The following is a 21,083-nucleotide window of genomic DNA, read 5'->3' on the forward strand; positions in this document are numbered from 1 at the left end:
TGCTGCGCACGGTTCGCCCCCTGGAAGGGAGCTCCTACAGCGGCTTCGTTAAAAGGTTTTTCCGGAGTTTGAATGAATCTGACCCTTAACCAACGCATCTGGATGCTGGCCTGGCCGTTGTTGCTGTCGAACCTGACCGCACCGCTGCTGGGGCTAGTGGATACGGCGGTGGTGGGGCACCTGGATCATCCCCGCTATCTGGCCGCCGTGGCGCTGGGCAGCAACTTTTTCATGTTCCTGTATTTCTCCTTCAACTTCCTGCGCATGGGCACCACCGGCTTTGCCTCGCAAGCACGGGGCGGGGAACGGGACACCCGGGTGGTATTACTGCGTGGCTTGCTGCTGTCTGCGTTACTCGGGCTGGGATTGATTCTGTTGTCACCGCTGCTGCGCGATACCGGCCTGTGGTTACTGGGTGGCAGTGACGCCGTACAACACCTGGCGCAGGATTACATCAACATCCGCATTCTTGGCGCCCCCGCCGCGCTGGCCAACTTCGCCCTGATCGGCTTCGCCATCGGCACCCACAACACCCGCGTTCCCCTGAAGATGACCGTGCTGATGCACAGCACCAACGCCTTACTCGATGTGCTGTTGGTGCAGGTCTGGCATCTGGATGTGCGCGGCGTGGCCATCGCCAGCGCCTGTGCGGAGTATGTGGGCCTGGCCGGCGGGCTGTTCTGGCTACGTGCCGCCCTGCGCCCACCTGCCAACCGGGAAACCCTGTGGCAGCCGTCGGCGATTCTGGCGTTGATGGCGGTAAATCGGGATATCTTCATCCGCAGCCTGGCGCTGCTCACCTGCTTCTTTTTCTTCACCGCCCAGGGGGCCCGACTCGGCGATGCGACGCTGGCGGCCAATGCGGTATTGATTACTTTCTTGCTGTTGCTCAGCAACCTGCTGGATGGCTTTGCCAATGCCGCCGAGGCACTGGTCGGCGAGGCCCACGGGCAACGCGATCGCTCAGCCCTCCAGGCCGCAGTGCGCGCCACCGGCCGCTGGACCGTGGGCTGCGCGGCGTTGGCGATGCTGGTTTTTGCGCTGGGGGGCGTGCCGTTGATTCACTTGCTCACCGACCTGCCATCGATCCGCGATACGGCGGTGGCCTATCTTCCCTGGATGCTGCTATTGCCGCTCACCGCCAGTGCCGGCTTCTGGCTGGATGGCATTTTTGTCGGCGCCACCTGGGGGGCCGCCATGCGCAACACCATGTTGGTCGCCATGGGGCTGTTCTTTACGCTATGGGCGCTGACACGGGGCTGGGATAACCATGGCCTGTGGCTGACCATGAACGGCTTTATGGCCGGGCGGGGCATCTTGATGGGTTGGGTGCTGTGGCGTCGCACCACAGCACCCAGGCATACCGGTTAACGCGATACCCTAACGCTTCAGGGCACCATCACGGTCGAGCTTGCTGACCACGCTCTTGGCATAGCCTTCCGCACCGCTCTTCAGATTATAAGGATTCATGCTGCGGGACTGGGCCTGCCACACCGGCTTTTCCGTCTCGACGTTGTAGAGCTGGGTTTGCAGGTAGTAGTCCGTCGCATTCTGGTAGTACCCCGGCTGGTACACAGCGCTGTAGCTATAGCCGACGTAGGGGCCATAGCCAAGATACATGGGCGCAGAGGCCATGGGCAGGTAATCCACCGTGGGCGGCATGTATTCATCACGCTCCTGGCTCTTCAGCAGCGTCACCACCATGACACCATCAGCGCCACTGTCTTTCACCGCTTGCTCGACCTTGCCCCGGAAATCCGCCGCCTGCTGGTTAGCTGCCGGCAACGTGGCGCTACCGAGGGTCGCCTCGACCTTGCGCTTGGCCAGGCTCTTCTTCACTTGTTGTTCCACCGCCGCAGAGGCCACTGCATTCTCTGACAGCACCAGCACGTACAGGTGCGCAAAGCTCGGCCGTGCTTCGCCGGTTTTGGTTTGCCAGGTGGAATTGGTTTCGGTGGTGGTGGCACAGGCCGCCAGCAACAGTACCGCACAGAAAACAAAGGCACGTTGAACCATCTGCATGGGAAATCCTTCGATATGCAAAGTAAAGTGCTGACAGAGTAAGGCGTTTTACGCACAGAGGCCACAGCGAAAAGCGCCGCGCCAGCGGAATATCAGTGGCCGCGACAGAAACGCAGCCTGGTCGCTATTGCTAGGTGGAGGGGAGCGAGTAACGAGTTTCGAGTTGCGACAACCTGCTGCAGGAACGGTTTTGCCTTTCGAAACTCGCTTCTCGTATCTCGAGACTGGTTATTTCTTACCTCCGGGCATGATGAATTTCATCAGGGTCATGAACCACATCAGCTGGCCCGGGTCGCCTTCGATCTTGATATCACCGGCCTGCATGCCTTCCATGAAGGCCATCTGGTTCTTGCCCGCCTGTTGCAGGGTGGCAAAGGCATAGCTGGCGTTCTTGAAGTTCAGGATCACAGTCGGCTCGCCATGGATCCCCCCTTTGGACACCACTTTGCCGGGCATAAAGTGAAAGCTGCGCGCCGGCTTGCCCGCAAACGTCCGCCACTGCATCACCACATTGCGGTTCTCCAGTTGCTTTTGAAAGCCGGCGTTACGCGACGCCAGCCAGCGCAGCCGCCAGCCGAGAACCAGCAATACCAGTGAAAATTTCATCGAGCGTCCTTAAATCAAATCAGCAACACGCCACAGACTACACGCATCACGCGTGTGAGGCGTGCAGCGTGTTGCCTGCTGCGTCCCTACGGCATGACCGCCGGCAGTTCCTTGTTGAGTTTCATTTTTTCTTTCACCGCTTCACCGGTTAGGGCATAACCCAACAGGCTGCCATCCTTGCCACGGAACAGTGCCTGCACGGTATTGCCATCCGCTTCCACTTCCCAGTCACCTTCGCTGCCTTCTGCAGCAGGGCAGACCACCACCGGGCACGCCGGGGTCTTGATAGTCACCGGCATCACGCCGTAGCTGACTTCTGTGGTGTCGCCGGCCAGGGTTTTCGCCAGGGCTCGGGCAGAGGCCATCAGTGGCAGGACGTAGGGCAGCACATGGCCCTGCACTTCGGCGCAGTCACCCAGCGCATAAATGTCGTCTGCGCTGGTTCGCAGGGTCTTGTCGGTCAGAATGCCGCGATTGGTGTCCAGGCCAGCTTCCTTGGCCATGCTGATGCGCGGGCGCAGGCCAATGGCCGAGAGCACCACATCGGATTCCAGTTTGCTGCCGTCGGACAGCTCGGTGACCAGTTGACCGTTATCACCGTGATGTACCGCCTTGGCCAGCGGGCCAAAATGGAACTGCACCCCCAGTTCCGCCAGGCCACGGCCCACGGCTTCGGAGGCCTGCTCCGGCAGCAGCAGCGGCAGGCAGCGGCCCATGGGCTCGACCAGGGATACCTGGAAACCACCGTTGGACAGGTCATTGGCGAATTCACAGCCGATCAGGCCGCCACCGAGGATGGTCACGGTTTTCTTGCCGTCCACCGCCGCACGGAATTTACCGTAGTCCATCAAATCATTGACGGAGAACACCTCACCCACAGCGTCGCCTTCCAGCGGCGGGGTCCAGGTGTCGGCGCCCAGTGCCAGCACCAGCTTGCTGTAATCCAGGTGGTCATCGGGCAGCAGCACGCGCTTGTTGGCGGCGTCGATGCCGGCCACATGCACGCCGGTGCGCACGTCCACATTGAATTGCTCGGCCACTTTTTCCGGGGTGGCCATGCACAGGTCATCGGCGGTTTTTTCCTTGGTAAAACCGGCAGACAGCATGGGCTTGGAGTAGTTGCGGCCGTCGTCAGCGGTGAGCATGACGATAGGCGTTTCCTTGTCCAGCTTGCGGAATTCCTTGACGGTGTTGAAGCCGGCCAGGCCGGTACCGATGATGACAATAGGGTGCATGAGCAATCCTTAACGATTAATGGACGGGCGATGTGGCTGACGTAATGGTCTAGATTTCCACCATTTCGAAGTCTTCCTTGCCCACGCCGCAATCGGGGCAAACCCAATCTTCCGGCACGTCGTCCCAGGCGGTACCCGGTTCGATACCCTCATCGGGCAGACCTTCGGCTTCGTCATAGATGAAACCGCACACTACACATTCCCACTTCTTCATCGTGAACCTCATCGGTAAAAGTGAGCACTTGCTCACTGCGCTACATACAGGGTGTATCTCGGGGGGCGTTAACCTATCGGCGTGCGGCGCAAAAATCAATGACAGCAAGCGCTGTCATATTGGGACGCGAGGGCGCCATTTCTCTGCCCCCCGGGGCAATTTGACGACCGCTTGCTCTGCTGCAAGACATGGGCCATAGTCCTGCCGCCCGCGAGAGTACGCGATATCCTGAGAGAGCCATGCTGCCTGCCGCCCTGCATCCTGACAGCCTTTGGCGCCCGCTGGAACAGCTGGTGCTGCCCCCGGTGATTCGTGACTGGATGGCCGACCCGGACTCCCTGACCCGGCGCCTCAAACGTCACGGTCACTTCAGTGTCATGCCTGGCCTGCATACCATTGCCTTTCCGCGGGCCGACGAACGGCAGCTGCTGGCGCTGCCCGATCGTCGTGCTGCGCTGATCCGCGAAGTCACCCTGCATCTGGACGGCACCCCGGTGGTCGCGGCCCGCAGCGTGCTGCCGCTGACCAGCCTGGCCGGCGCCAACCGCTCCCTTGGCCACATGGGCAGCCGCTCCCTGGGCCTGGAGTTATATAACCGCCCGGTCTGCCAGCGGGATCAGGTGTGGGCACGGCTGGCCTCACCGGGCCAGAACCACCCGGTGTGCTGGGGCCGGCAGTCGCGCTTTCTCAAACGCGGCGCCCCCCTGCTGGTGGCCGAGTATTTTCTGCCGGCGTTGTGGGAGAAGGTATTTGCAACCGTCCCCGCTGGAACAGAATCACTGTAGGAGTTCCTCTCGAGGGACGAACCCGCGTATCAATGCGGATGGCGGGCGAATAATTCATCAATCCCTATAGAATGGATTGGCATGGAGACCACGCTTTTTCCTCGCTTCGCTCGGTTCGCACCTCGAGAGGTACTCCTACAGGCGGTTTGATTTCGGGCAGGCGGCTCCGCCTGGGCCGCCCGATTCGCACCTTGAAACTTGCAGCTTGTCGCCTGAAACTCTTCTTCGCCCTGACAACCGGATGTCCCATGTTTGCCTTCGTTGAACAGCGTTACCCCGCCCTCTGGCCCTATATCCAGCTAATGCGCCTGGATCGCCCCATCGGTACGCTGTTGCTGCTCTGGCCCACCCTGTGGGCGGTGTGGATTGCCGGGGCGGGCACTCCCAGCCTGACCGTCATTGTGGTGTTTTTCCTCGGTGTGGTGATCATGCGGGCGGCGGGCTGCGTGATTAACGACTTTGCCGACCGGGATTTCGATGGCGACGTGGAACGCACCCAGGGCCGCCCACTGGCCACCGGCGCGCTCAGCGCCAAACAGGCGCTGGCGTTGTTCTGCGGATTGGGCCTGTTGGCCTTTGGCCTCGTCCTGTTCCTCAACGAGCTGACGTTCTGGCTGTCCTTTGGCGGGCTGGGGCTGGCCGTGCTGTACCCCTTTACCAAGCGTTTCACCTTTATGCCCCAGCTGTTCCTGGGCGCCGCTTTCAGTTGGGCAATTCCCATGGCGTTTGCCGCCGAAACCGGCGAGGTGCCGGAAATCGCCTGGCTGTTGTATGTGGCCAATGTGCTGTGGACTGTGGCCTATGACACCGAATACGCCATGTGCGACCGTGAAGACGACCTGAAGCTGGGCATCAAGAGCACCGCCATCCTGTTCGGCGATGCGGACCGGCTGATGATCGCCATCCTCCAGGGTCTAACCCTGCTGGCACTGATCATGGTCGGCCAGCGGCTGGATTTTAGCTGGCCCTGGTACGTGGGCCTGGCAGGCATGGCGCTGAGCTTTGCCTACCAGCACAGCCTGATCCGCTACCGCGAACGCTGGCCCAGCTTCCACGCCTTCCTGAACAACCACTGGGCCGGGGCCTGCGTGTTTATCGGGCTGTATTTTCAGTATTTTTGAGAGACGCAGCACGCTGTACGCGCCACGCAACAACACGAACTACCCCCTGCAGGGAACGGGAAACCGCATCACTTCGCGCCGGGGAGTTTCATCTGCGGCCTTCGGCCGAGCCATGCCGGACACCGTAGAAACCGCCTTTCATGGCTCGCGGCCCTCCACATTTCTGCCCTTTCTTACAAGCCCAGATCCGCGTTGTCGCATGTTGCTTGTTGCATGCCGCGTCTCTATCTGTCATACGGATGTCATAAAAAGGCAATCTAATAGGGCAACATTCCGGGCAGCGCATGCGCGCCCATGACAGGCAAGGAAGGTAAGCCATGTCCCGTAACCGCATTTTGATTGTTGATGACGAGCCCGCCATCCGTGAGATGGTTGCCGTCGCCCTTGAGCTGGCTGATTTCGATGTGCTGGAAGCAGAAAACGCCCAGCGCGGCCATGAAATCATCGTGGATGAACGCCCGGATCTGGTGCTTCTGGACTGGATGCTGCCATCCGTCACCGGCATCGAACTGGCCCGCCGCCTGAAGCGTGATGAAACCACCAACGAGGTGCCAATCATCATGCTCACCGCAAAAAGCGAGGAAGATAACAAGATTCAGGGGCTGGACGTGGGGGCCGATGATTACATCACCAAGCCTTTCTCCACCCGCGAACTGATCTCGCGCATCAAAGCGGTGCTGCGTCGCGCATCCAGTGTGGCAGCGGAAAAGGCCATTGAAGTGGAAGGGTTGTGTCTGGACCCGGTCAGCCACCGCATCAGCGCTGACGATTACCCCGTGGACATGGGCCCCACCGAATACCGGTTACTCGAGTTCTTCATGAGTCACCAGGAGCGCGCCTACTCCCGTACCCAACTGCTCGACCAGGTGTGGGGCGCCAACGTGTACGTGGAAGACCGCACCATCGACGTGCATATCCGCAGGCTGCGTAAGGCCCTGGCGCCGTTCGACTATGACCGCTTTATCCAGACCGTACGCGGCACCGGCTACCGCTTTTCAGTAAAATCGGCCAAAGCAGGCTGAGACAGCAGCCACGCAGCTGCCTATACTGGAAACCCATTGTCGAGCCCTCGCCCGACAACCTGCGAACCCGGCAACCAATCGCGGTGACTGACGCATGAAAGCCAGCCTGGCCAAGGAAGTAAATCGCATTGCCGGCCTGATTTTTCTGGCCGCCCTTGCTGCCCTTGCGGTAGGGCATATCTGGCCGCTGCTGACAGGGCTGGTGGGGTATATTTTCTGGAGCACCCGCCAACTGTTCGCCCTGTACAGCTGGCTGGTTCGCGATGACCACACTGAACCGCCGGACAGCATCGGCCTGTGGGGCGAGTTTTATACCCGCCTTGAGCATTTATTCCAGAAAGAACGCCGCGCCCAGGAAAACCTGCAGGGCATCATTCATCGTGCCCAGCAATCGGTGAATGCCCTGGACGACGTGGTCATCCTGATCGACCAACACGGTTACCTGGAATACTGGAACCATGCTGCGGAACGCGCCATGGGCTTCAATGCCGGCCAGGATCTGGGGCAACCGCTCACCAACCTGGTTCGCCACCCCCGCTTCACCGAGTACCTGAACAAGAGCGAGTTTGACGACGCCCTGGAAATCCCCTCACCGGTAGACGACAACCGCATCCTCCAGTTCCGCGTCACCGAGTTTGGTGTCGGTGAGCAACTATTGATCGCCCGTGACGTGACCCGCCTGCATCACCTGGAGCAGATGCGCAAAGATTTCGTTGCCAACGTCAGCCATGAGCTGAAAACCCCGCTCACCGTACTCAAGGGCTACCTGGAAACCCTGCTCGATACCATCCCCGATGAGCAGGCCCGCCTGCGCCGGGCGCTGGTGCAGATGGACAACCAGTCCAACCGCATGGAAGCCCTGGTCGCCGACCTGTTGCTGCTGGCCCGGCTGGAAGGCACCGAAGCCGACAGCGTCCGCCAGGCCGTACCGGTGCACGGCATGCTGAACCGCATGAAAGACAACGCGCTGGCCATCAGTAGCGACAAACACCACCGGATTGAACTGGATGTGCCCCTGGAGGCCCGCCTGATCGCCAACCCTGCCGAACTGGAAAGCGCCTTCGGCAACCTGATTACCAACGCGGTGAAGTACACCCCGGCCGAAGGCACCATCCACATCCGCTGGTGGCAGGATGCCCACGGCGCCCACCTGTCCGTCACCGACAACGGCATCGGTATCGACCCGGCCCATATCCCCCGACTGACCGAACGTTTTTATCGACCGGACAACAGCCGCGTCACCCAGACCGGCGGCACCGGTTTGGGACTGGCCATCGTCAAGCACGTGATGATCCGCCATAACGGTCGCCTGGAAATCACCAGCGAACTCAGCAAAGGCAGCACCTTCACCTGCCATTTCCCGGCGGACCGGCTGGTAAGCAAGCCGACAGCGGTGGCGGGGTAAAAACACGGCAGGAGTTCCTCTTGAGGGACGAACCGAGCGTAGCGAGTCTACAGAATCGCCGCCCGCAGCGACCGGCTGTTAAACAGAGGCGGCGAGTTCTGTCCCTTTCCCATTTACTCACGGATTCGCGCCTCAAGAGGCACTCCTACAGCGGCCTTGTCGAAATATTTGTACCACGTCTCCATCAGCACAGAGCATGAGCGAAACTTATGAAAAGAATCTGCGTCTATTGTGGTTCCAGTCCCGGCAATAATCCGGTCTACATTCAGGCCGCCGAAGCTCTGGCCGATGCATTGGTTAGTCGTAATATCGGGCTGGTTTATGGCGGCGCCAGCGTCGGCGTGATGGGCGCCATTGCCAACGCAGTGATGCGCCAGGGCGGCGAGGTCGTCGGCATTATTCCGCAGGCCTTGATGCGTCGTGAGATCGGCAATGATCATCTGACGGAACTGCAGGTGGTCGATTCCATGCATGAGCGAAAAGCCGCCATGGCGGATCAGTCCGACGGCTTTATTGCCCTGCCTGGCGGCATGGGCACCCTGGAGGAAATTTTTGAAATTCTTACCTGGGCACAACTGGGCTTTCACCAAAAACCCTGCGCGCTGCTAAACGTGAACCACTATTACGATTCCCTTCAGAACTTTCTGGAACACAGTGTGGCGGAAGGCTTCCTGAAAGCGGAGCACCACCAACTTTTGCAAGCCCACACGGACCCGGCCACACTGCTGGATCATTTTCAGAATTTTTCTCCACCCCCGGTGGATAAATGGCTGGATCGCCAATCCCAGCTGTAACAAAAACAATGTGAAAGAAGGTCAAATAGTCGAATCGTTCCGGGCCAAGACCAACCGGAACCCGTTACGGTGACATGGACAGTGCAACCACACACCAACCATGGACGAGGTAACGGTTATGCTTGGATGGGCTCTGACATTTCTTATTGTGGCAATTATTGCCGGCGTACTCGGCTTTGGCGGCATCGCCTCCGGCGCAGCTTCCATTGCCAAAATTATTTTCTTTATCTTTCTGGTATTGCTGGTCATCAGCCTGGTGGCCAATGCGGTGAGAGGCCGCGGCCCGAAGATATGACAGTGGCAACACGGGTGGGCTATGACTTGGCCGTAGCCCACCCCTTTCATTTTCTGTTATCGGGTTATCGTTAATCGACAGCCCCACAGAGGAAAGGTCACGACAACCGTTGATGCCATTCCTGTAAGGCGACCAGTTGTTTGGCCACCATCTCCCGGGTTTTCTCATCCACCAGATCGCCGTTCTCATCGCATTTCTCATGAGCGGCCGAGACAAACACTTCCGGTTTGTTCAGTGGATGCATGTCCAGAAACACCAGTACCTGGCGCAAGTGATACTGGCTGCGGCTGGTGCCCATGCCGCCCATGGACGCGCCCATAATGACCGCAGGCTTACCCATAAAAATATCACCCGGCACACGCGACAACCAATCGATGGCGTTCTTTAGCACGCCGGGGATCGAGTAATTGTATTCGGGGGTGGCAAACAGCAAGGCATCCGCCTGAGCCACCTGCTCGGCCAGCGCCATCACAGACGCGGGCCGGTTATCTCCGTCATCATCACCGTTATACAGCGGCAGCGGGGCGATGTCCCCGATGGAGAGGGTCATGCCGGATGGCGCCAGTGCCTGAGCGGCGCGCACCAGACCCCGGTTATAGGATTGCTCCCTGAGACTGCCTGCTATCGCCAGAACCTTCATACCATTACTCCCTGTTTCCTGAATCGGTCAGCGCGAAGCCACACTAAAGCGAACGCGCATTCCAGCTTCCTCCACACGCGCGCCAGTGACAAGAGATAAGCCTCATCATCGCCGGGCCATTTATCCCCCATATGGGTGACGCATTTCTGTCATGCCCCGCATACAATTCCTGAACGATTCACGGATACCTGATCGCAATGCCCATTGATATCACCCCCTCCAGCGCGCCCTTTATTCCCGGCCCGGCCCTCTACCAACAGCTGGCTATTCTCAATGGTTTGTTGATTCTCGGGCTAAGCGACAAAAAAAGTGAATCCCAACAAATCCAGCACCTGAGCCTTGATCAGCAACAACACATTACGCTGTTTCGTGGCAGCAGCCAGAGCCGCTTTGGCATGGCCTTCCGCTTTCATCGTCAGGATGTGGAACAAATTGAAGGGGTAACGCTGGAAGGAGGGCGCGGACATCTGCTTTTGCACACCCGGCCCGGTGCGATTCAAAGCCTGACCTTCATGCCTGGCGCCGCCGCCAGTGATAACGGTTACAACGGTGGCACCCGCAACAGCGTTGACCTGCTGGTCCCCGCCAAACGGCTGGAGCAGGCGGAAGCCGCGCTCATTCGTATCTTTCGAATGGCCGGCTCCACCTGGTATCCCGATCTACCGCCCCATTGGCGAGGCGACTAGCAGGTGCTATAGCCGTGACGCTTCTGCTGTCAGCGTGCCATCGCGATAATCCCGCAGGGCCTGATTAATTTCGTCCTGGGTATTCATCACAAAAGGACCGTACTGGGCAATGGGCTCACCCAGTGGTTTACCCGCCAGCAATAACAAGCGCGCACCTTTCTTTCCCGCCACCAGAGTAACGCTATCGCCATCGGTGAAGGTGGCCAGGTGATCACTTTCCAGCGTCGCCTCCGCCACACTGACACGGCCCTCGAACAAATACATGAAGGCGTTATAGCCGGACAGTACAGGCACCGTCAGGGTTTCATCCGGGCGCAGGATCACGTCCAGATACAAGGGATCGGTTTTGCCCCCTTTCAGCGGCGCGCTCAACGTCTGCCCGGCGATCGTCACTTCACCGGCGATGGCTTTGACCTGACCGCCACTGGCCAGGTCCAGCCGCGGCATCTCATGGTCGGCAACATCCCGATACCCGGCAGGTTGCATTTTTTCCGCCGCCGGCAGGTTGATCCACAATTGAAAACCGCGCAGCAAGCCATCTTTCTGTTGCGGCATTTCTTCATGAATAATGCCACGTCCGGCCGTCATCCATTGCACGCCACCCTGTTTAAGATCGCCTTCATTACCCAGGTGATCCCGGTGACGCATGTGGCCTTCCACCAGATAGGTGACGGTTTCAAAACCGCGATGTGGATGCGGCGGAAAACCGGCGATGTAGTCCTCCGGGTTGTCGGAGGAAAATGCATCCAGCATCAGGAACGGGTCCAGGCGCACGGCAGGCGTCGACCCCAGTGCCCGCTTCAGCCGAACACCGGCACCGTCGGATGTATCCATCGCCCGAAGCGTATTGAGTATTGTGCGTTCCATGGGTGCCTCCTGATAAGCCGTTTCGAGACTCGAGTATCGAGTTTAGAAACGCAAAATACACAATGCTTTTGCCTTTCGATTCTCGTGACTCGTCACTCGTTACTGGTTAATAATTTCTCGCTCGCCCAAACGTTCGCGGCCGTGGGGTGAGGTCCAGTCCAACTGTGGTCCGATGGAGATAATCCCGTGGGGGTTCACCGTCGGGTGGCTGCAAAAATAGTGATGGCGGATATGCGCCATGTTCACGGTGTCGGCCACACCGGGTAGCTGATACAGCTCTTGCAAGAACCCCTGCAGATTCGGGTAATCACTGATGCGCTTGCGGTCACACTTGAAATGCGTGACGTAAACCGGGTCAAAACGCACCAGGGTAGTCCACAGCCGAATGTCCGCTTCGGTCAGGGTGTTGCCGACCAGATAGCGGCTTTCGCCCAGGCGCTGCTCCAATTCTTCAAGACGGTCGAACAGGGTCACCACCGCTTCGTCATACGCCTCCTGACTGGTGGCAAAACCGCTCTTGTACACGCCGTTATTCACGTCGTGATACACCCGCTCATTAATGGCATCAATGTCCGCCCGGAGCGCTTGCGGGTAATAATTTCCCGGCGTAGCACCCAGAGCATCGAAGCTGGTGTTGAGCATGCGAATGATGTCTGCAGACTCATTGCTGACGATGGTTTCCCGTTGCGTGTCCCAGAGCACCGGCACAGTCACGCGGCCGGTGTAATGGCTGTCCGCTTTCAGGTACAGCTCGTACAATTTGCCGAAACCGTACAGGGCATCGCCGGTGGCACCATCAAACCCGTCATCCAGTTCCCAGCCACTCTCCAGCATGTGCGGATGCACCACGGACACACCGATGTGATCCTGCAGCCCTTTCAGGGCACGCATGACCAGGGCGCGATGGGCCCAGGGGCACGCATAGGACACATACAAGTGATAACGCCCGCTCTCAGCCGCAAAACCACTGTCACCCGTGGGCCCGGCACTGCCGTCCGCCGTCACCCAGTTTCGATACTGACTTTCGGAGCGCTTGAATCGCCCGCCGGTACTCTTAGTGTCGTACCACTTGTCTTGCCATTTGCCGTCGACCAACAGTCCCATCATTGCCTCCCTAAGTTGACTATCGAGGAGCGAGTGACGAGAAACAAAAGACAAAACTCTGTCTTGGTTTTCGAAACTCGCAACGCGTCACTCGCGCTTACTAACCCGCCAGCGCCGCCTGTGCTTCGCTCATGGCTTTCTCTTTCGCCTCGTCACCCATGTTCAACCCCTCTGCGTAAACGAAGTTCACATCGGTGATACCGATAAACCCGAAGAACAATTTGATATACGGAGTCACCGTATCGTTCTCGGTGCCGGCATACAGACCACCCCGGGCCGACAGCACCGTCACGGGTTTGTCGTCCAGCAAACCCTGTGGGCCATTTTCGGTATAGCGGAAAGTAACACCCGCCCGAGCCACATGATCGATCCAGCTCTTCAACTGGCTGGGAATACCAAAGTTGTACATGGGCAAGCCCAGGACGATGTGATCTGCCGTTTTCAGCTCGTCGATCAGCGCCATGGAAAACGCGTCCACCGCCTGTTGATCCTCACTACGCTGGTCTGCCGGCGTAAAGAAGGCCCCTACGCGCTCCCCGTCCAGGTGTGGAATCGGGTCTGTGGAAAGATCACGGACCACCACGGTGGCATCCGGGTGCTGTGCTTGCAGCGTCGCCAACTGGCTGTTGACCAGCGAAGAGGAATTGCCGTTATCGCCGAAAACACTGCTTTTGATGACCAGAATATTCATGACCCCAACTCCTTTTTCTGTCTTTGCATGGTGCGGTCGGCACCCATGCGCCGACGGGATTGTTTCGATGGGGCTATTGTGGTTTCAGTAAATAAGATATAAAACGGGATAAAACTGCACATTTAGCTCAGGAATTTCGATATGTCGGCCAAAATCACGCTGGATCAATGGCACGCCCTGCTCGCCGTGGTGGATGAGGGCGGCTACGCCAGCGCCGCCGAAGCGCTGGACAAGAGCCAGTCGGCGATCAGTTACGCCGTGCAGAAAATCGAAACCGAGCTGGGAGTGCGCGCCTTCACCCTGGAAGGGCGCCGCGCCAAACTCACCGAAACCGGGCAAATGCTGTACCGCCAGGCCAAGGTGCTGGTGGAAGAGGCCAGCCGCATCGAAAGTGCCGCCATCCAGCTCAGCCAGGGCTGGGAGCCGCTGGTACGGGTGGCCGCCGACGGCCTGTTCCCCCAGCACTGCATGCTTTCCGCGCTGGATGCCTTTGCCCAGCACAGCCCGCTGACCCGGGTGGAGTACAGCGAAACCATCCTGTCAGGCTCCGATGAAGCCCTGCTGCGCAAGGAAGCAGATGTGGTGGTGGGCGGGCGTGTGCCACCGGGGTTTTTCGGCGACCCCTTGATGCGGGTGCGTTTTCTGGCGGTGGCCGCCGCCGACCATCCGCTGGCCCAGGCCGAACACCTTACCCACGAAGACCTGCGCCAGCACCGCCAGATCGTGATACGCGATTCCGGCAGCCGCCGCATTGATTCCGGCTGGCTGGGCGCCGAACAGCGCTGGACCGTCTCCCACGCCACCACCCGTATCGCGGCCATTCGCCGTGGGCTGGGCTTTGCCTGGGTGCCGGAAGCGGAAATCGGCGACGGCCTGGACACTGGAGCGCTGAAGATACTGGCGCTGGATGAAGGCGTGGAGCGCATGGTGGACCTGTACCTGATTTACGCCGATGGCCAGTATGCCGGCCAGGCCGCACGCTATCTCGGGGAACGGATTCGCGATGCTGCTGCCTTATCTTGTCCGGGGGTCACGGTTTAGCCGTCCTCACCCGGACATGACGCACAAGGCGTACAATGCAAGACGTAGATGAGAGTACCAGCTCAACGTCAGGAGATTGCCATGAAAGGATTACCGATTCAGGCATTATGGGTGTTCGCCGCTACACTGCTGCTCAGCGCCTGTGTCAGCCCGGTGGTGATCGACAGCCAGTCGGGCGCCGATTTGCAGCAATACCGCACCTACGCCTTTGTGTCCCAGGACGAGGACAAACCCCGCGAACTGGATGACCAACGCACCCAGGCCGCCCTGAAAAAAGCACTGGCCGCCAAGGGCCTGACGGCCGCCACCGCTGCCGAGGCCGATGTGCAGGTAAAACACTTCTTTAAACGCGAGCAGCGCTTCGATGGCTCCACCTTACAGTTCGGCTTCGGCTTTACCCGCAACAACATTGGCCTGGGCGCCAGCACTCCCACCGAGGGTGAAATCACCGAGGAATACAAACTGGTGGTGCAACTGATCGATCAGCAAAGCAAGGATGTGGTCTGGCAAGCCACCAGCCGCGACGAGCTCCACGATGACATGAGCAGCGAGCGCCGCAGTGCGCATATCGAAAAAGCCGTCGAGGACATGTTCAAGCGCTACCCGTAAGCGGCCAGCTCAAGGTCGCGCGGAGCCCGGCGCCGGCACGGTTCTCCAGCGCCAGTCGACCGCCACTGCGGGCCATCACCGAGGCGACAATGGCCAGCCCCAGACCGGTTTGCCCCCGGTCTCCCCGGTGCCCGCGCGTACACAAATCCTCCGCATTGCCCGTTATCCCCGGCCCCTGATCTTCCACATGGATGTGCAGGTCCGTCGCATCCGCCACCGCCCGAATCCACACCGGCTCGCCCGGCGGCGTATAGCGCAACGCGTTCTCCAGCAGGTTGCGTAATGCCAGGCTGGCCAGGGAAGGGGACGCCAAGGTCATTGCAGCACACGCCACGTCATCGCGCTGCACTGCCGCACGCTGCGGATGTCCGGCGAGTTGGGCCAGACTGTCATCGATAACCGCCTGCACCGGGCGCGGATAACTCTGCGGCACCCCATCCAGGCGGGCCAGCGCCAGCAGCTGCTGCAGGTTATCTGCCATTCGCGAGCTGGCATTTTCCGCCGCCGTCAGCGCCGCCATGGCCGGTGCATCCGGGGGCAACTTCAAGCGGGCTACCTGCAACTGGGTTTTCAGGGCAGCCAGTGGCGTACGCAGTTCGTGGGCCAGATCGTCGGTCAGGCGCCGCTCGCGCAACAGCGCTTGCCGGGCCTGATCGGCCCAGCGATCCAGCGCCGCCACCAGGGGCACCAGCTCCGTGATCCCGGCCGCGCTGGGCGTCGCTGACGCCGCCTGTACCGGGCGCGACTCAAACTCCTTGCGCACCGCGTCCAGCGGCGCCAGGCCGCGGCTCACCGCCCAGCGCACCGCCAACCACGCCCCCAGCAGGGCCAGCAACAACCCCACCAGCAACGCCCAGGCCAGCGTCGCCAGCAACGATTCGCGCACCGCCATGGGTTCAGCGGTGGCAACCCGTACCTGCCCCTCGCTGACGGTATAAACACGCCAGCGCTCACCCGCCAGAGAGCGCTCAGTAAAGCCGTCCTGGCTGCTGGCGAGGTGGGCGGACGGCGCGCCGCCGGAGCGCGCCAGAATCTCGCCACGCAAATTCATCACCTGACAAAACAGCCCGCTATTTACCACCGCCTGCAGCTCCGGCTTGGCAGATAACGCCGGTGCACTGGCATTAGCCATGGACGCCACCATCCGTGCGGACGCCGCCAGACGCTGGTCCAGCGCCGTGCCCAGATGCTGCTTGACGGTATTGTGCAACCACAGTGCCAGCAGCAGCCAGACGCTCAGCAAACTGAACGCCACCAGCCACAACACCCGGGAACGCAGCGAGCGCGCCATCACGACGGCGCCCCCAGGCGATACCCGCCACCGCGCACGGTTTCCACAATGCCGCTGCCCAGCTTGCGGCGCAGGTTATGGATATGCACCGCCAGCGCGTTGCTCTCCACGCCATCCACCCAGCCATAGACGCGGTCAGCCAGCTGGTCCGCCGTGAGCAGCCGACCCCGGCTTTGCAACAAGGCCAGCAACAACGCCATCTCCCGACGTTGCAATTCCACCTCCTGATCCACCAGCCAGACCTGCTGCCGAAACGGGTCCACCCGCACCCGGCCATGTTCAATCAACGGACTCGCCTGCCCGCGACTACGGCGCAGCAGCGCCTGCAAACGCGCCGCCAGCTCGCCCAGATCAAACGGCTTGACCAGGTAATCATCGGCACCGCGCTGCAAGCCATCAATGCGGTCCTGTACCGCATCCCGGGCAGTGAGGATCAATACCGGCGCAGTGAGCCCGGCGTCGCGCCACTGACAAAGGGCCTGGCCCCCATCCTGATCAGGCAGCCCCAGATCCAGCACCAGCGCATCGAACTCCACACTTTTCCAGGCAGCCAGCCCTTCGCGCGCACGCGTCACCCAAGCCACGGTAAACCCCATGGCCTGCAGCCCGGCCTGAATACCATCACCCAGCAAGGCGTCATCTTCGATCAATAAAATATGCATGTGGCTCTGACCCGGTTAGGCTGCGCAAGTTGCAGCCCAGTGTCGGTGCCACCGGTTAACCCACGGTTAATACGGCCGGGCCACACTGGCGCTTCCCTGACTGGAGATACCGTGGACGCTGTCATTATTGGCCCCCTCGCGCTGCCGGCAGGCACCTTCATGGTCCTGATCGGGTTTCTCGCCGCCACCCTGACCAGCCTCTGGTGGCAACGGCGTGGGCAACACATCGAAGCAACGCTCTGGCTGATTGCCATCACTGCCGTGCTCGGCGCACGGCTGGCGTTCTTATTGCGCTATCACAGCCAATATGAATCCTGGCTGGCCATGCTGGATATCCGTGACGGGGGCTGGTGGTGGCCCGGGGCATTACTGGCACTGCCGGTGCTGGCCGTGGGCCTGTACCGGCAGCCCCGTGTTCGCGCCGCGCTGATGTCTGCCAGTGCCGCAGCACTGCTCAGCATGACGTTGACGTTTGCCGCACTGGAAGCCTTGTCGCCAACGCCCAGCACGCTACCGGAAGTCACCCTGTATAACCTGCAAGGAGAGGCCACCACACTGAACGCCGCCTCCAGCAGAGTAACGCTGGTGAACCTGTGGGCCACCTGGTGCCCGCCGTGCCGGCGGGAAATGCCCGTGCTCGAGGCCGGGCAGCAGCGCTATCCCGGTGTTCGCTTTATTCTTGCCAATCAGGGAGAAAACCCCAATCAGGTCCGCCAGTATCTCACCGAAGGGCAGCTGCACTTTGAGCACCTGTTATTGGATCCACATGCGGATCTGGGCCGCTATGCGGGCAATCGTGGCCTGCCGCTAACCCTTTTATTCGATCAGCAGGGCCAAGAAGTAGGGCGCCATTTTGGCCCCCTGTCCGACGCCAGCCTGCATCATTTCCTCAGCCAACACCTTCCGGGAGACACCCCATGATCAAACCTGTTGCCTTGCTGCTCACCTTGCTAATGCCCCTGATCGGCCAGGCCGACGACGGCCCCTCCATGGACAGCCTGCTGGCCAAGCTGGAAGCCAGCACCTGGGTAGCGGAAGGCGCACAGCAGCCGCAACGGGTGGCTTATGTTTTCACGGATATGGCCTGCCCCTACTGCGCCAGATTGTGGGAAAACATGCAGCCAATGATCGAGAATGAGGACAACGTGCTGCAGGTACGCCACATCATCGTCGGGCTGATCAATCCCAAACGCAGCTTCACCCAGGGCGGTGCCGTGCTGGCTGCCCCGGACCCGGCCGCCGCCCTAGCGGAGCACGAGGCGAACTACGATGACGGCGGCATTCGCCCGCTGCAACGGGTGCCCGATGCCATCCGCAGCCAGATTCAAAGCAACACCGGGCTGATGATCGGGCTGGGCCTGCAAGGCACACCGGCCCTGATTTTCCAGGACAGCCAGGGGCGCTGGCGTGTGGCGCCGGGGGTCGTTGGGGAAGCCGATCTAAGGGAGGAAGTGTTTCAGCTCGAAGAGAGGTAAACGCTATTTGTAGGAGTTCCCTTCCAGGGGACGAACCGAGCGACAGCGAAGCAGTGGCCGCCTTTGACTGCAGCTCGCCTTACAGGAAAAGCATCACCCGGTGAACAGAGGATTGGCTTTCGCCAATATCGCGCTACGCGCGGTTCGTCCCCTGGAAGGGAACTCCTACAGCGGCTTCGTAGCTGGCCGCTGACTCAATCCGACAGCCAGCTCACCTTGCCCTGGCACACCGTCAGTTTCACGCTGCCCTTGAGCTGGGCATGGCGCCAGGGGGAGTTGTTGCCTGCGGACAGCCAGTCTTCGCGGAGGTCTTTGACGCCCACCGGGTCCAGCACACAGAGGCTGGCTGGACGACCGGTTTCCAGCTGGCCGGCCTGAATTCCAAGGCAACGGGCCGGAGCCGCGGTGACCGCATCCAGGGCACGCAGCAGGTCCAGCTTGCCGTCATCCACCAGCTGTAAAACCAGCGAGAGCAATACATCCACCCCAGCCATGCCCGGCTTGGTGGCCGGGAACGGGGCCGCCTTGCTGGAAGAGCCAATGGGGGTATGCTGAGAACAGATAGCATCGATGGTGCCATCGGCCACCGCTTCCAGCAGTGCCTCCCGATCCTCGGCGCTACGCAGCGGGGGAATCACGTGGCAATGGCTGTTGAAGCCTTCCAAGGCCGACTCGTCCAGCAGCAGGTGCTGAATACTTACATCTGCCGTCACTGGCAGGCCTCGCCGTTTGGCGGCCCGCAGCAGGCGCAGGGAATCGCGACTAGAGATCTGCTGGAAATGCGCCCGCACCCCGGTGGCTTCCACCAGCAGCAGATCGCGGGACAGGTCCACACTTTCCGCCACGGCGGGAATACCGGGCAAACCGAGACGGGTCGCCACCGGCCCCTCATGGGCACAGCCACCCACACTAAGCGCCGAATCCTGCGGACGAAACATGACCGGCAAATCGAAGGTGGCGGCGTATTCCAGGCTGCGCTTGAGCACCAGCGCATTGGCCACCTTGCCGCCGGCATTGCCCACGGCAATACAACCGGCCCGCGCCAGAGTCGACATCTCTGCCAGCTGTTCGCCCAGCAGTCCCTGCGTCATGGCGGCAATGGGCATGATACGGGCAAACCCGGCCTGACCGGCCTGTTCACGGATCAACCGCACCACGGCAGTGGAATCCACCGGGCCGCAGTCCGGCTGAGCCGCCAGGTGGGTGATGCCACCGGCCGCCGCGGCGCGGGTTTCACTGGCGATATCGCCGGTGCGACCGCTGCCCGGCAACGACAGGTGCACACAGGCATCCACCAGGCCAGGCAGCACCCAGTGCCCCTCGGCCTCCACAATATCCGCCCCCGGTGCATCCAGGCTGGCGCCGATACGCGTCAGGCGGCCATTTTCAATCAGCAGGTCGGCCACGTCATCACGGCCACTGGCCGGGTCGATGACACGGCCCTTGCGGATCAGGATATGGGCGCGGTTACGGTTAGCGCTGGCCACGGGCACCTCCTGCTCCTTCCATGTTTTCTGCCGAGGCGGCCAGGGCATTGCTGTCGCTGTCCTGGCCGCTGATGGCCATGGACATGACGGCCATGCGCACGGCGATGCCGAAGGTCACCTGATTGAGAATCACGGAACGGGGACCATCCGCCACTTCCGAGGCGATTTCCACGCCCCGATTGATCGGCCCGGGATGCATCACAATGGCGTCATCCTTGGCGAACTGAAGCTTGTCGTTGTTCAGCCCATAGAGGCGGAAGAACTCGCCTTCGCTGGGCAACAGGGCGGAATCCATACGTTCTTTCTGCAACCGCAGCATGATCACCACGTCCACGTCTTTCAGGCCCTGGGCCATGTCCGTGAACACGGTGGCGCCCAGCGCTTCCGCATCCACCGGCAGCAGCGTCTTGGGGCCGATCAGGCGCACTTCCTCTGCGCCGAGAATATTCAATGCGTGAACCTGTGAGCGGGCCACCCGGGAATGCAGGATGTCGCCGACAATGGCCACTTTCAGCCCGGCAAACCCGCCCTTGTAGTGGCGGATGGTATACATGTCGAGCATGGCCTGGGTGGGATGGGCATGGCGCCCGTCACCGGCATTGATTACCGCCACGCTGGGCGTCACTTCGTTGGCTATAAAGAACGGCGCGCCGGAATCCTGGTGGCGCACCACGAACATGTCCGCCGCCATGGCTTCCAGGTTGCGCAGGGTATCGAGCAGGGTTTCGCCCTTGCTGGTGGCGGACTTGGCGATATCCAGGTTGAGCACGTCGGCGCTCAGCCGCTGGGCCGCCAGCTCAAAGGTGCTGCGGGTGCGGGTACTGGACTCGAAAAACAGGTTCACCACGGTCTTGCCGCGCAACAGGGGGACCTTCTTGATCGCCCGACCGCCCACATCCACAAAGCTGGCTGCGGTATCGAGAATATCTTCCAGCAAGGAACGGGGAAGGTGCTCAGTAGTGAGGAAATGGCGAAGCTTACCGTCGTCGGTAAGTTGTACTCGGGAGGATGGCGCAAGCGTCGGCGTCATT

General features: G+C 60.7%; 24 protein-coding genes. 12 read left to right on the forward strand and 12 right to left on the reverse strand.

Annotated elements, in window-relative coordinates; all coding sequences use genetic code 11:
* The first annotated feature begins 72 nt into the window (after positions 1-72).
* The gene (locus CL546_RS07720) at positions 73-1,371 is read left to right on the forward strand and encodes an MATE family efflux transporter (protein ID WP_290493993.1); all 1,299 of its coding nucleotides are present in this window, start codon (positions 73-75) and stop codon (positions 1,369-1,371) included.
* Positions 1,372-1,380: 9 nt separating this feature from the next.
* Here the strand turns inward: CL546_RS07720 and CL546_RS07725 are convergent, their stop codons facing one another.
* The 4 genes from CL546_RS07725 to rd form a co-directional block, all read right to left on the reverse strand.
* On the reverse strand, positions 1,381-2,022 hold the full coding sequence (locus tag CL546_RS07725) for a hypothetical protein (protein ID WP_290493994.1): 642 nt from the start codon (positions 2,020-2,022) through the stop codon (positions 1,381-1,383).
* A 228-nt stretch (positions 2,023-2,250) separates the two neighbouring features.
* The gene (locus CL546_RS07730) at positions 2,251-2,628 is read right to left on the reverse strand and encodes a hypothetical protein (RefSeq protein WP_290493995.1); all 378 of its coding nucleotides are present in this window, start codon (positions 2,626-2,628) and stop codon (positions 2,251-2,253) included.
* A gap of 86 nt (positions 2,629-2,714) precedes the next feature.
* Positions 2,715-3,863 (reverse strand): NAD(P)/FAD-dependent oxidoreductase, encoded by a 1,149-nt coding sequence (locus CL546_RS07735; protein ID WP_290493996.1) that lies wholly within the window; start codon positions 3,861-3,863, stop codon positions 2,715-2,717.
* A 49-nt stretch (positions 3,864-3,912) separates the two neighbouring features.
* Positions 3,913-4,077, reverse strand: a complete 165-nt coding sequence (rd, locus tag CL546_RS07740; protein ID WP_007149887.1) for a rubredoxin — start codon at positions 4,075-4,077, stop codon at positions 3,913-3,915.
* A 239-nt stretch (positions 4,078-4,316) separates the two neighbouring features.
* Here rd and CL546_RS07745 point away from each other — a divergent pair, with 239 nt between their 5' ends.
* The 6 genes from CL546_RS07745 to CL546_RS07770 all read left to right on the forward strand — a co-directional run bounded on the left by CL546_RS07745 (position 4,317) and on the right by CL546_RS07770 (position 9,499).
* On the forward strand, positions 4,317-4,862 hold the full coding sequence (locus CL546_RS07745) for a chorismate--pyruvate lyase family protein (RefSeq protein ID WP_290493997.1): 546 nt from the start codon (positions 4,317-4,319) through the stop codon (positions 4,860-4,862).
* Between the two features lie 248 nt (positions 4,863-5,110).
* Positions 5,111-5,983, forward strand: a complete 873-nt coding sequence (gene ubiA / locus CL546_RS07750; RefSeq protein WP_290493998.1) for a 4-hydroxybenzoate octaprenyltransferase — start codon at positions 5,111-5,113, stop codon at positions 5,981-5,983.
* 317 nt (positions 5,984-6,300) lie between these two features.
* Positions 6,301-7,005 carry a phosphate regulon transcriptional regulator PhoB gene (gene phoB, locus CL546_RS07755; RefSeq protein ID WP_007148894.1) on the forward strand — a complete coding sequence of 235 codons (705 nt, stop codon included), beginning with the start codon at positions 6,301-6,303 and terminating at the stop codon, positions 7,003-7,005.
* Positions 7,006-7,099: 94 nt separating this feature from the next.
* The gene (phoR, locus tag CL546_RS07760) at positions 7,100-8,410 is read left to right on the forward strand and encodes a phosphate regulon sensor histidine kinase PhoR (protein WP_290493999.1); all 1,311 of its coding nucleotides are present in this window, start codon (positions 7,100-7,102) and stop codon (positions 8,408-8,410) included.
* 209 nt (positions 8,411-8,619) lie between these two features.
* Entirely contained in the window at positions 8,620-9,204 is a 585-nt protein-coding gene (locus CL546_RS07765; RefSeq protein WP_290494000.1) for an LOG family protein, read from the forward strand.
* 118 nt (positions 9,205-9,322) lie between these two features.
* Complete coding sequence (locus CL546_RS07770; RefSeq protein ID WP_290494036.1) at positions 9,323-9,499, forward strand: DUF1328 domain-containing protein; 177 nt, start codon at positions 9,323-9,325, stop codon at positions 9,497-9,499.
* 97 nt (positions 9,500-9,596) lie between these two features.
* On the opposite strand, the gene CL546_RS07775 is transcribed toward CL546_RS07770, so the two are convergent.
* The gene (locus CL546_RS07775) at positions 9,597-10,139 is read right to left on the reverse strand and encodes an NADPH-dependent FMN reductase (protein ID WP_290494001.1); all 543 of its coding nucleotides are present in this window, start codon (positions 10,137-10,139) and stop codon (positions 9,597-9,599) included.
* A gap of 197 nt (positions 10,140-10,336) precedes the next feature.
* On the opposite strand from CL546_RS07775, the gene CL546_RS07780 reads away from it, so the two are divergent.
* On the forward strand, positions 10,337-10,825 hold the full coding sequence (locus CL546_RS07780) for a hypothetical protein (RefSeq protein WP_290494002.1): 489 nt from the start codon (positions 10,337-10,339) through the stop codon (positions 10,823-10,825).
* A 6-nt stretch (positions 10,826-10,831) separates the two neighbouring features.
* Here CL546_RS07780 and CL546_RS07785 read toward each other — a convergent pair whose 3' ends face one another.
* The 3 genes from CL546_RS07785 to CL546_RS07795 all read right to left on the reverse strand — a co-directional run bounded on the left by CL546_RS07785 (position 10,832) and on the right by CL546_RS07795 (position 13,487).
* On the reverse strand, positions 10,832-11,692 hold the full coding sequence (locus CL546_RS07785) for a pirin family protein (RefSeq protein WP_290494003.1): 861 nt from the start codon (positions 11,690-11,692) through the stop codon (positions 10,832-10,834).
* Positions 11,693-11,791: 99 nt separating this feature from the next.
* Positions 11,792-12,796, reverse strand: coding sequence for a glutathione S-transferase family protein (locus CL546_RS07790; protein WP_290494004.1), 1,005 nt, complete (start codon positions 12,794-12,796; stop codon positions 11,792-11,794).
* 100 nt (positions 12,797-12,896) lie between these two features.
* A complete protein-coding gene (locus CL546_RS07795) occupies positions 12,897-13,487 on the reverse strand; it encodes an FMN-dependent NADH-azoreductase (protein WP_290494005.1) in 591 nt (196 codons plus the stop codon).
* Positions 13,488-13,628: 141 nt separating this feature from the next.
* Here CL546_RS07795 and CL546_RS07800 point away from each other — a divergent pair, with 141 nt between their 5' ends.
* Positions 13,629-14,528, forward strand: coding sequence for a LysR family transcriptional regulator (locus CL546_RS07800; protein WP_290494006.1), 900 nt, complete (start codon positions 13,629-13,631; stop codon positions 14,526-14,528).
* Positions 14,529-14,609: 81 nt separating this feature from the next.
* The gene (locus CL546_RS07805) at positions 14,610-15,137 is read left to right on the forward strand and encodes a DUF4136 domain-containing protein (RefSeq protein ID WP_290494007.1); all 528 of its coding nucleotides are present in this window, start codon (positions 14,610-14,612) and stop codon (positions 15,135-15,137) included.
* Here the strand turns inward: CL546_RS07805 and CL546_RS07810 are convergent.
* A complete protein-coding gene (locus CL546_RS07810; RefSeq protein ID WP_290494008.1) occupies positions 15,121-16,428 on the reverse strand; it encodes an ATP-binding protein in 1,308 nt (435 codons plus the stop codon). The genes CL546_RS07805 and CL546_RS07810 overlap by 17 nt on opposite strands.
* The gene (locus CL546_RS07815; protein WP_290494009.1) at positions 16,428-17,090 is read right to left on the reverse strand and encodes a response regulator; all 663 of its coding nucleotides are present in this window, start codon (positions 17,088-17,090) and stop codon (positions 16,428-16,430) included. The genes CL546_RS07810 and CL546_RS07815 overlap by 1 nt, the downstream gene beginning before the upstream one ends.
* Positions 17,091-17,201: 111 nt before the next feature.
* Between CL546_RS07815 and CL546_RS07820 the strand changes: the two genes are divergently transcribed.
* Positions 17,202-18,011, forward strand: a complete 810-nt coding sequence (locus CL546_RS07820; RefSeq protein ID WP_290494010.1) for a TlpA disulfide reductase family protein — start codon at positions 17,202-17,204, stop codon at positions 18,009-18,011.
* Positions 18,008-18,565 (forward strand): thiol:disulfide interchange protein DsbG, encoded by a 558-nt coding sequence (gene dsbG / locus CL546_RS07825; RefSeq protein WP_290494011.1) that lies wholly within the window; start codon positions 18,008-18,010, stop codon positions 18,563-18,565. Before CL546_RS07820 ends, dsbG begins: the two co-directional genes overlap by 4 nt.
* A 194-nt stretch (positions 18,566-18,759) precedes the next feature.
* Here the strand turns inward: dsbG and CL546_RS07830 are convergent, their stop codons facing one another.
* Together CL546_RS07830 and CL546_RS07835 are read right to left on the reverse strand one after the other, a co-directional pair.
* Positions 18,760-20,052, reverse strand: a complete 1,293-nt coding sequence (locus tag CL546_RS07830; RefSeq protein WP_290494012.1) for a dihydroorotase — start codon at positions 20,050-20,052, stop codon at positions 18,760-18,762.
* Positions 20,039-21,082 carry an aspartate carbamoyltransferase catalytic subunit gene (locus CL546_RS07835; RefSeq protein WP_290494013.1) on the reverse strand — a complete coding sequence of 348 codons (1,044 nt, stop codon included), beginning with the start codon at positions 21,080-21,082 and terminating at the stop codon, positions 20,039-20,041. The genes CL546_RS07830 and CL546_RS07835 overlap by 14 nt, the downstream gene beginning before the upstream one ends.
* Between the last annotated feature and the right edge of the window lies 1 nt (position 21,083).

The sequence above is a fragment of the Alcanivorax sp. genome, assembly GCF_002726155.1.
In the GTDB taxonomy this organism is placed as follows: Bacteria; Pseudomonadota; Gammaproteobacteria; order Pseudomonadales; family Alcanivoracaceae; genus Alcanivorax.

Bases quoted from the DNA above. Each gene is read 5' to 3' on its own strand.
- CL546_RS07720 (WP_290493993.1), top strand. From the start codon at position 73: ATGAATCTGACCCTTAACCAACGCATCTGGATGCTGGCCTGGCCGTTG.
- CL546_RS07725 (WP_290493994.1), bottom strand. From the start codon at position 2,022: ATGCAGATGGTTCAACGTGCCTTTGTTTTCTGTGCGGTACTGTTGCTG.
- CL546_RS07730 (WP_290493995.1), bottom strand. From the start codon at position 2,628: ATGAAATTTTCACTGGTATTGCTGGTTCTCGGCTGGCGGCTGCGCTGG.
- CL546_RS07735 (WP_290493996.1), bottom strand. From the start codon at position 3,863: ATGCACCCTATTGTCATCATCGGTACCGGCCTGGCCGGCTTCAACACC.
- rd (WP_007149887.1), bottom strand. From the start codon at position 4,077: ATGAAGAAGTGGGAATGTGTAGTGTGCGGTTTCATCTATGACGAAGCC.
- CL546_RS07745 (WP_290493997.1), top strand. From the start codon at position 4,317: ATGCTGCCTGCCGCCCTGCATCCTGACAGCCTTTGGCGCCCGCTGGAA.
- ubiA (WP_290493998.1), top strand. From the start codon at position 5,111: ATGTTTGCCTTCGTTGAACAGCGTTACCCCGCCCTCTGGCCCTATATC.
- phoB (WP_007148894.1), top strand. From the start codon at position 6,301: ATGTCCCGTAACCGCATTTTGATTGTTGATGACGAGCCCGCCATCCGT.
- phoR (WP_290493999.1), top strand. From the start codon at position 7,100: ATGAAAGCCAGCCTGGCCAAGGAAGTAAATCGCATTGCCGGCCTGATT.
- CL546_RS07765 (WP_290494000.1), top strand. From the start codon at position 8,620: ATGAAAAGAATCTGCGTCTATTGTGGTTCCAGTCCCGGCAATAATCCG.
- CL546_RS07770 (WP_290494036.1), top strand. From the start codon at position 9,323: ATGCTTGGATGGGCTCTGACATTTCTTATTGTGGCAATTATTGCCGGC.
- CL546_RS07775 (WP_290494001.1), bottom strand. From the start codon at position 10,139: ATGAAGGTTCTGGCGATAGCAGGCAGTCTCAGGGAGCAATCCTATAAC.
- CL546_RS07780 (WP_290494002.1), top strand. From the start codon at position 10,337: ATGCCCATTGATATCACCCCCTCCAGCGCGCCCTTTATTCCCGGCCCG.
- CL546_RS07785 (WP_290494003.1), bottom strand. From the start codon at position 11,692: ATGGAACGCACAATACTCAATACGCTTCGGGCGATGGATACATCCGAC.
- CL546_RS07790 (WP_290494004.1), bottom strand. From the start codon at position 12,796: ATGGGACTGTTGGTCGACGGCAAATGGCAAGACAAGTGGTACGACACT.
- CL546_RS07795 (WP_290494005.1), bottom strand. From the start codon at position 13,487: ATGAATATTCTGGTCATCAAAAGCAGTGTTTTCGGCGATAACGGCAAT.
- CL546_RS07800 (WP_290494006.1), top strand. From the start codon at position 13,629: ATGTCGGCCAAAATCACGCTGGATCAATGGCACGCCCTGCTCGCCGTG.
- CL546_RS07805 (WP_290494007.1), top strand. From the start codon at position 14,610: ATGAAAGGATTACCGATTCAGGCATTATGGGTGTTCGCCGCTACACTG.
- CL546_RS07810 (WP_290494008.1), bottom strand. From the start codon at position 16,428: ATGGCGCGCTCGCTGCGTTCCCGGGTGTTGTGGCTGGTGGCGTTCAGT.
- CL546_RS07815 (WP_290494009.1), bottom strand. From the start codon at position 17,090: ATGCATATTTTATTGATCGAAGATGACGCCTTGCTGGGTGATGGTATT.
- dsbG (WP_290494011.1), top strand. From the start codon at position 18,008: ATGATCAAACCTGTTGCCTTGCTGCTCACCTTGCTAATGCCCCTGATC.
- CL546_RS07835 (WP_290494013.1), bottom strand. From the start codon at position 21,082: ATGACGCCGACGCTTGCGCCATCCTCCCGAGTACAACTTACCGACGAC.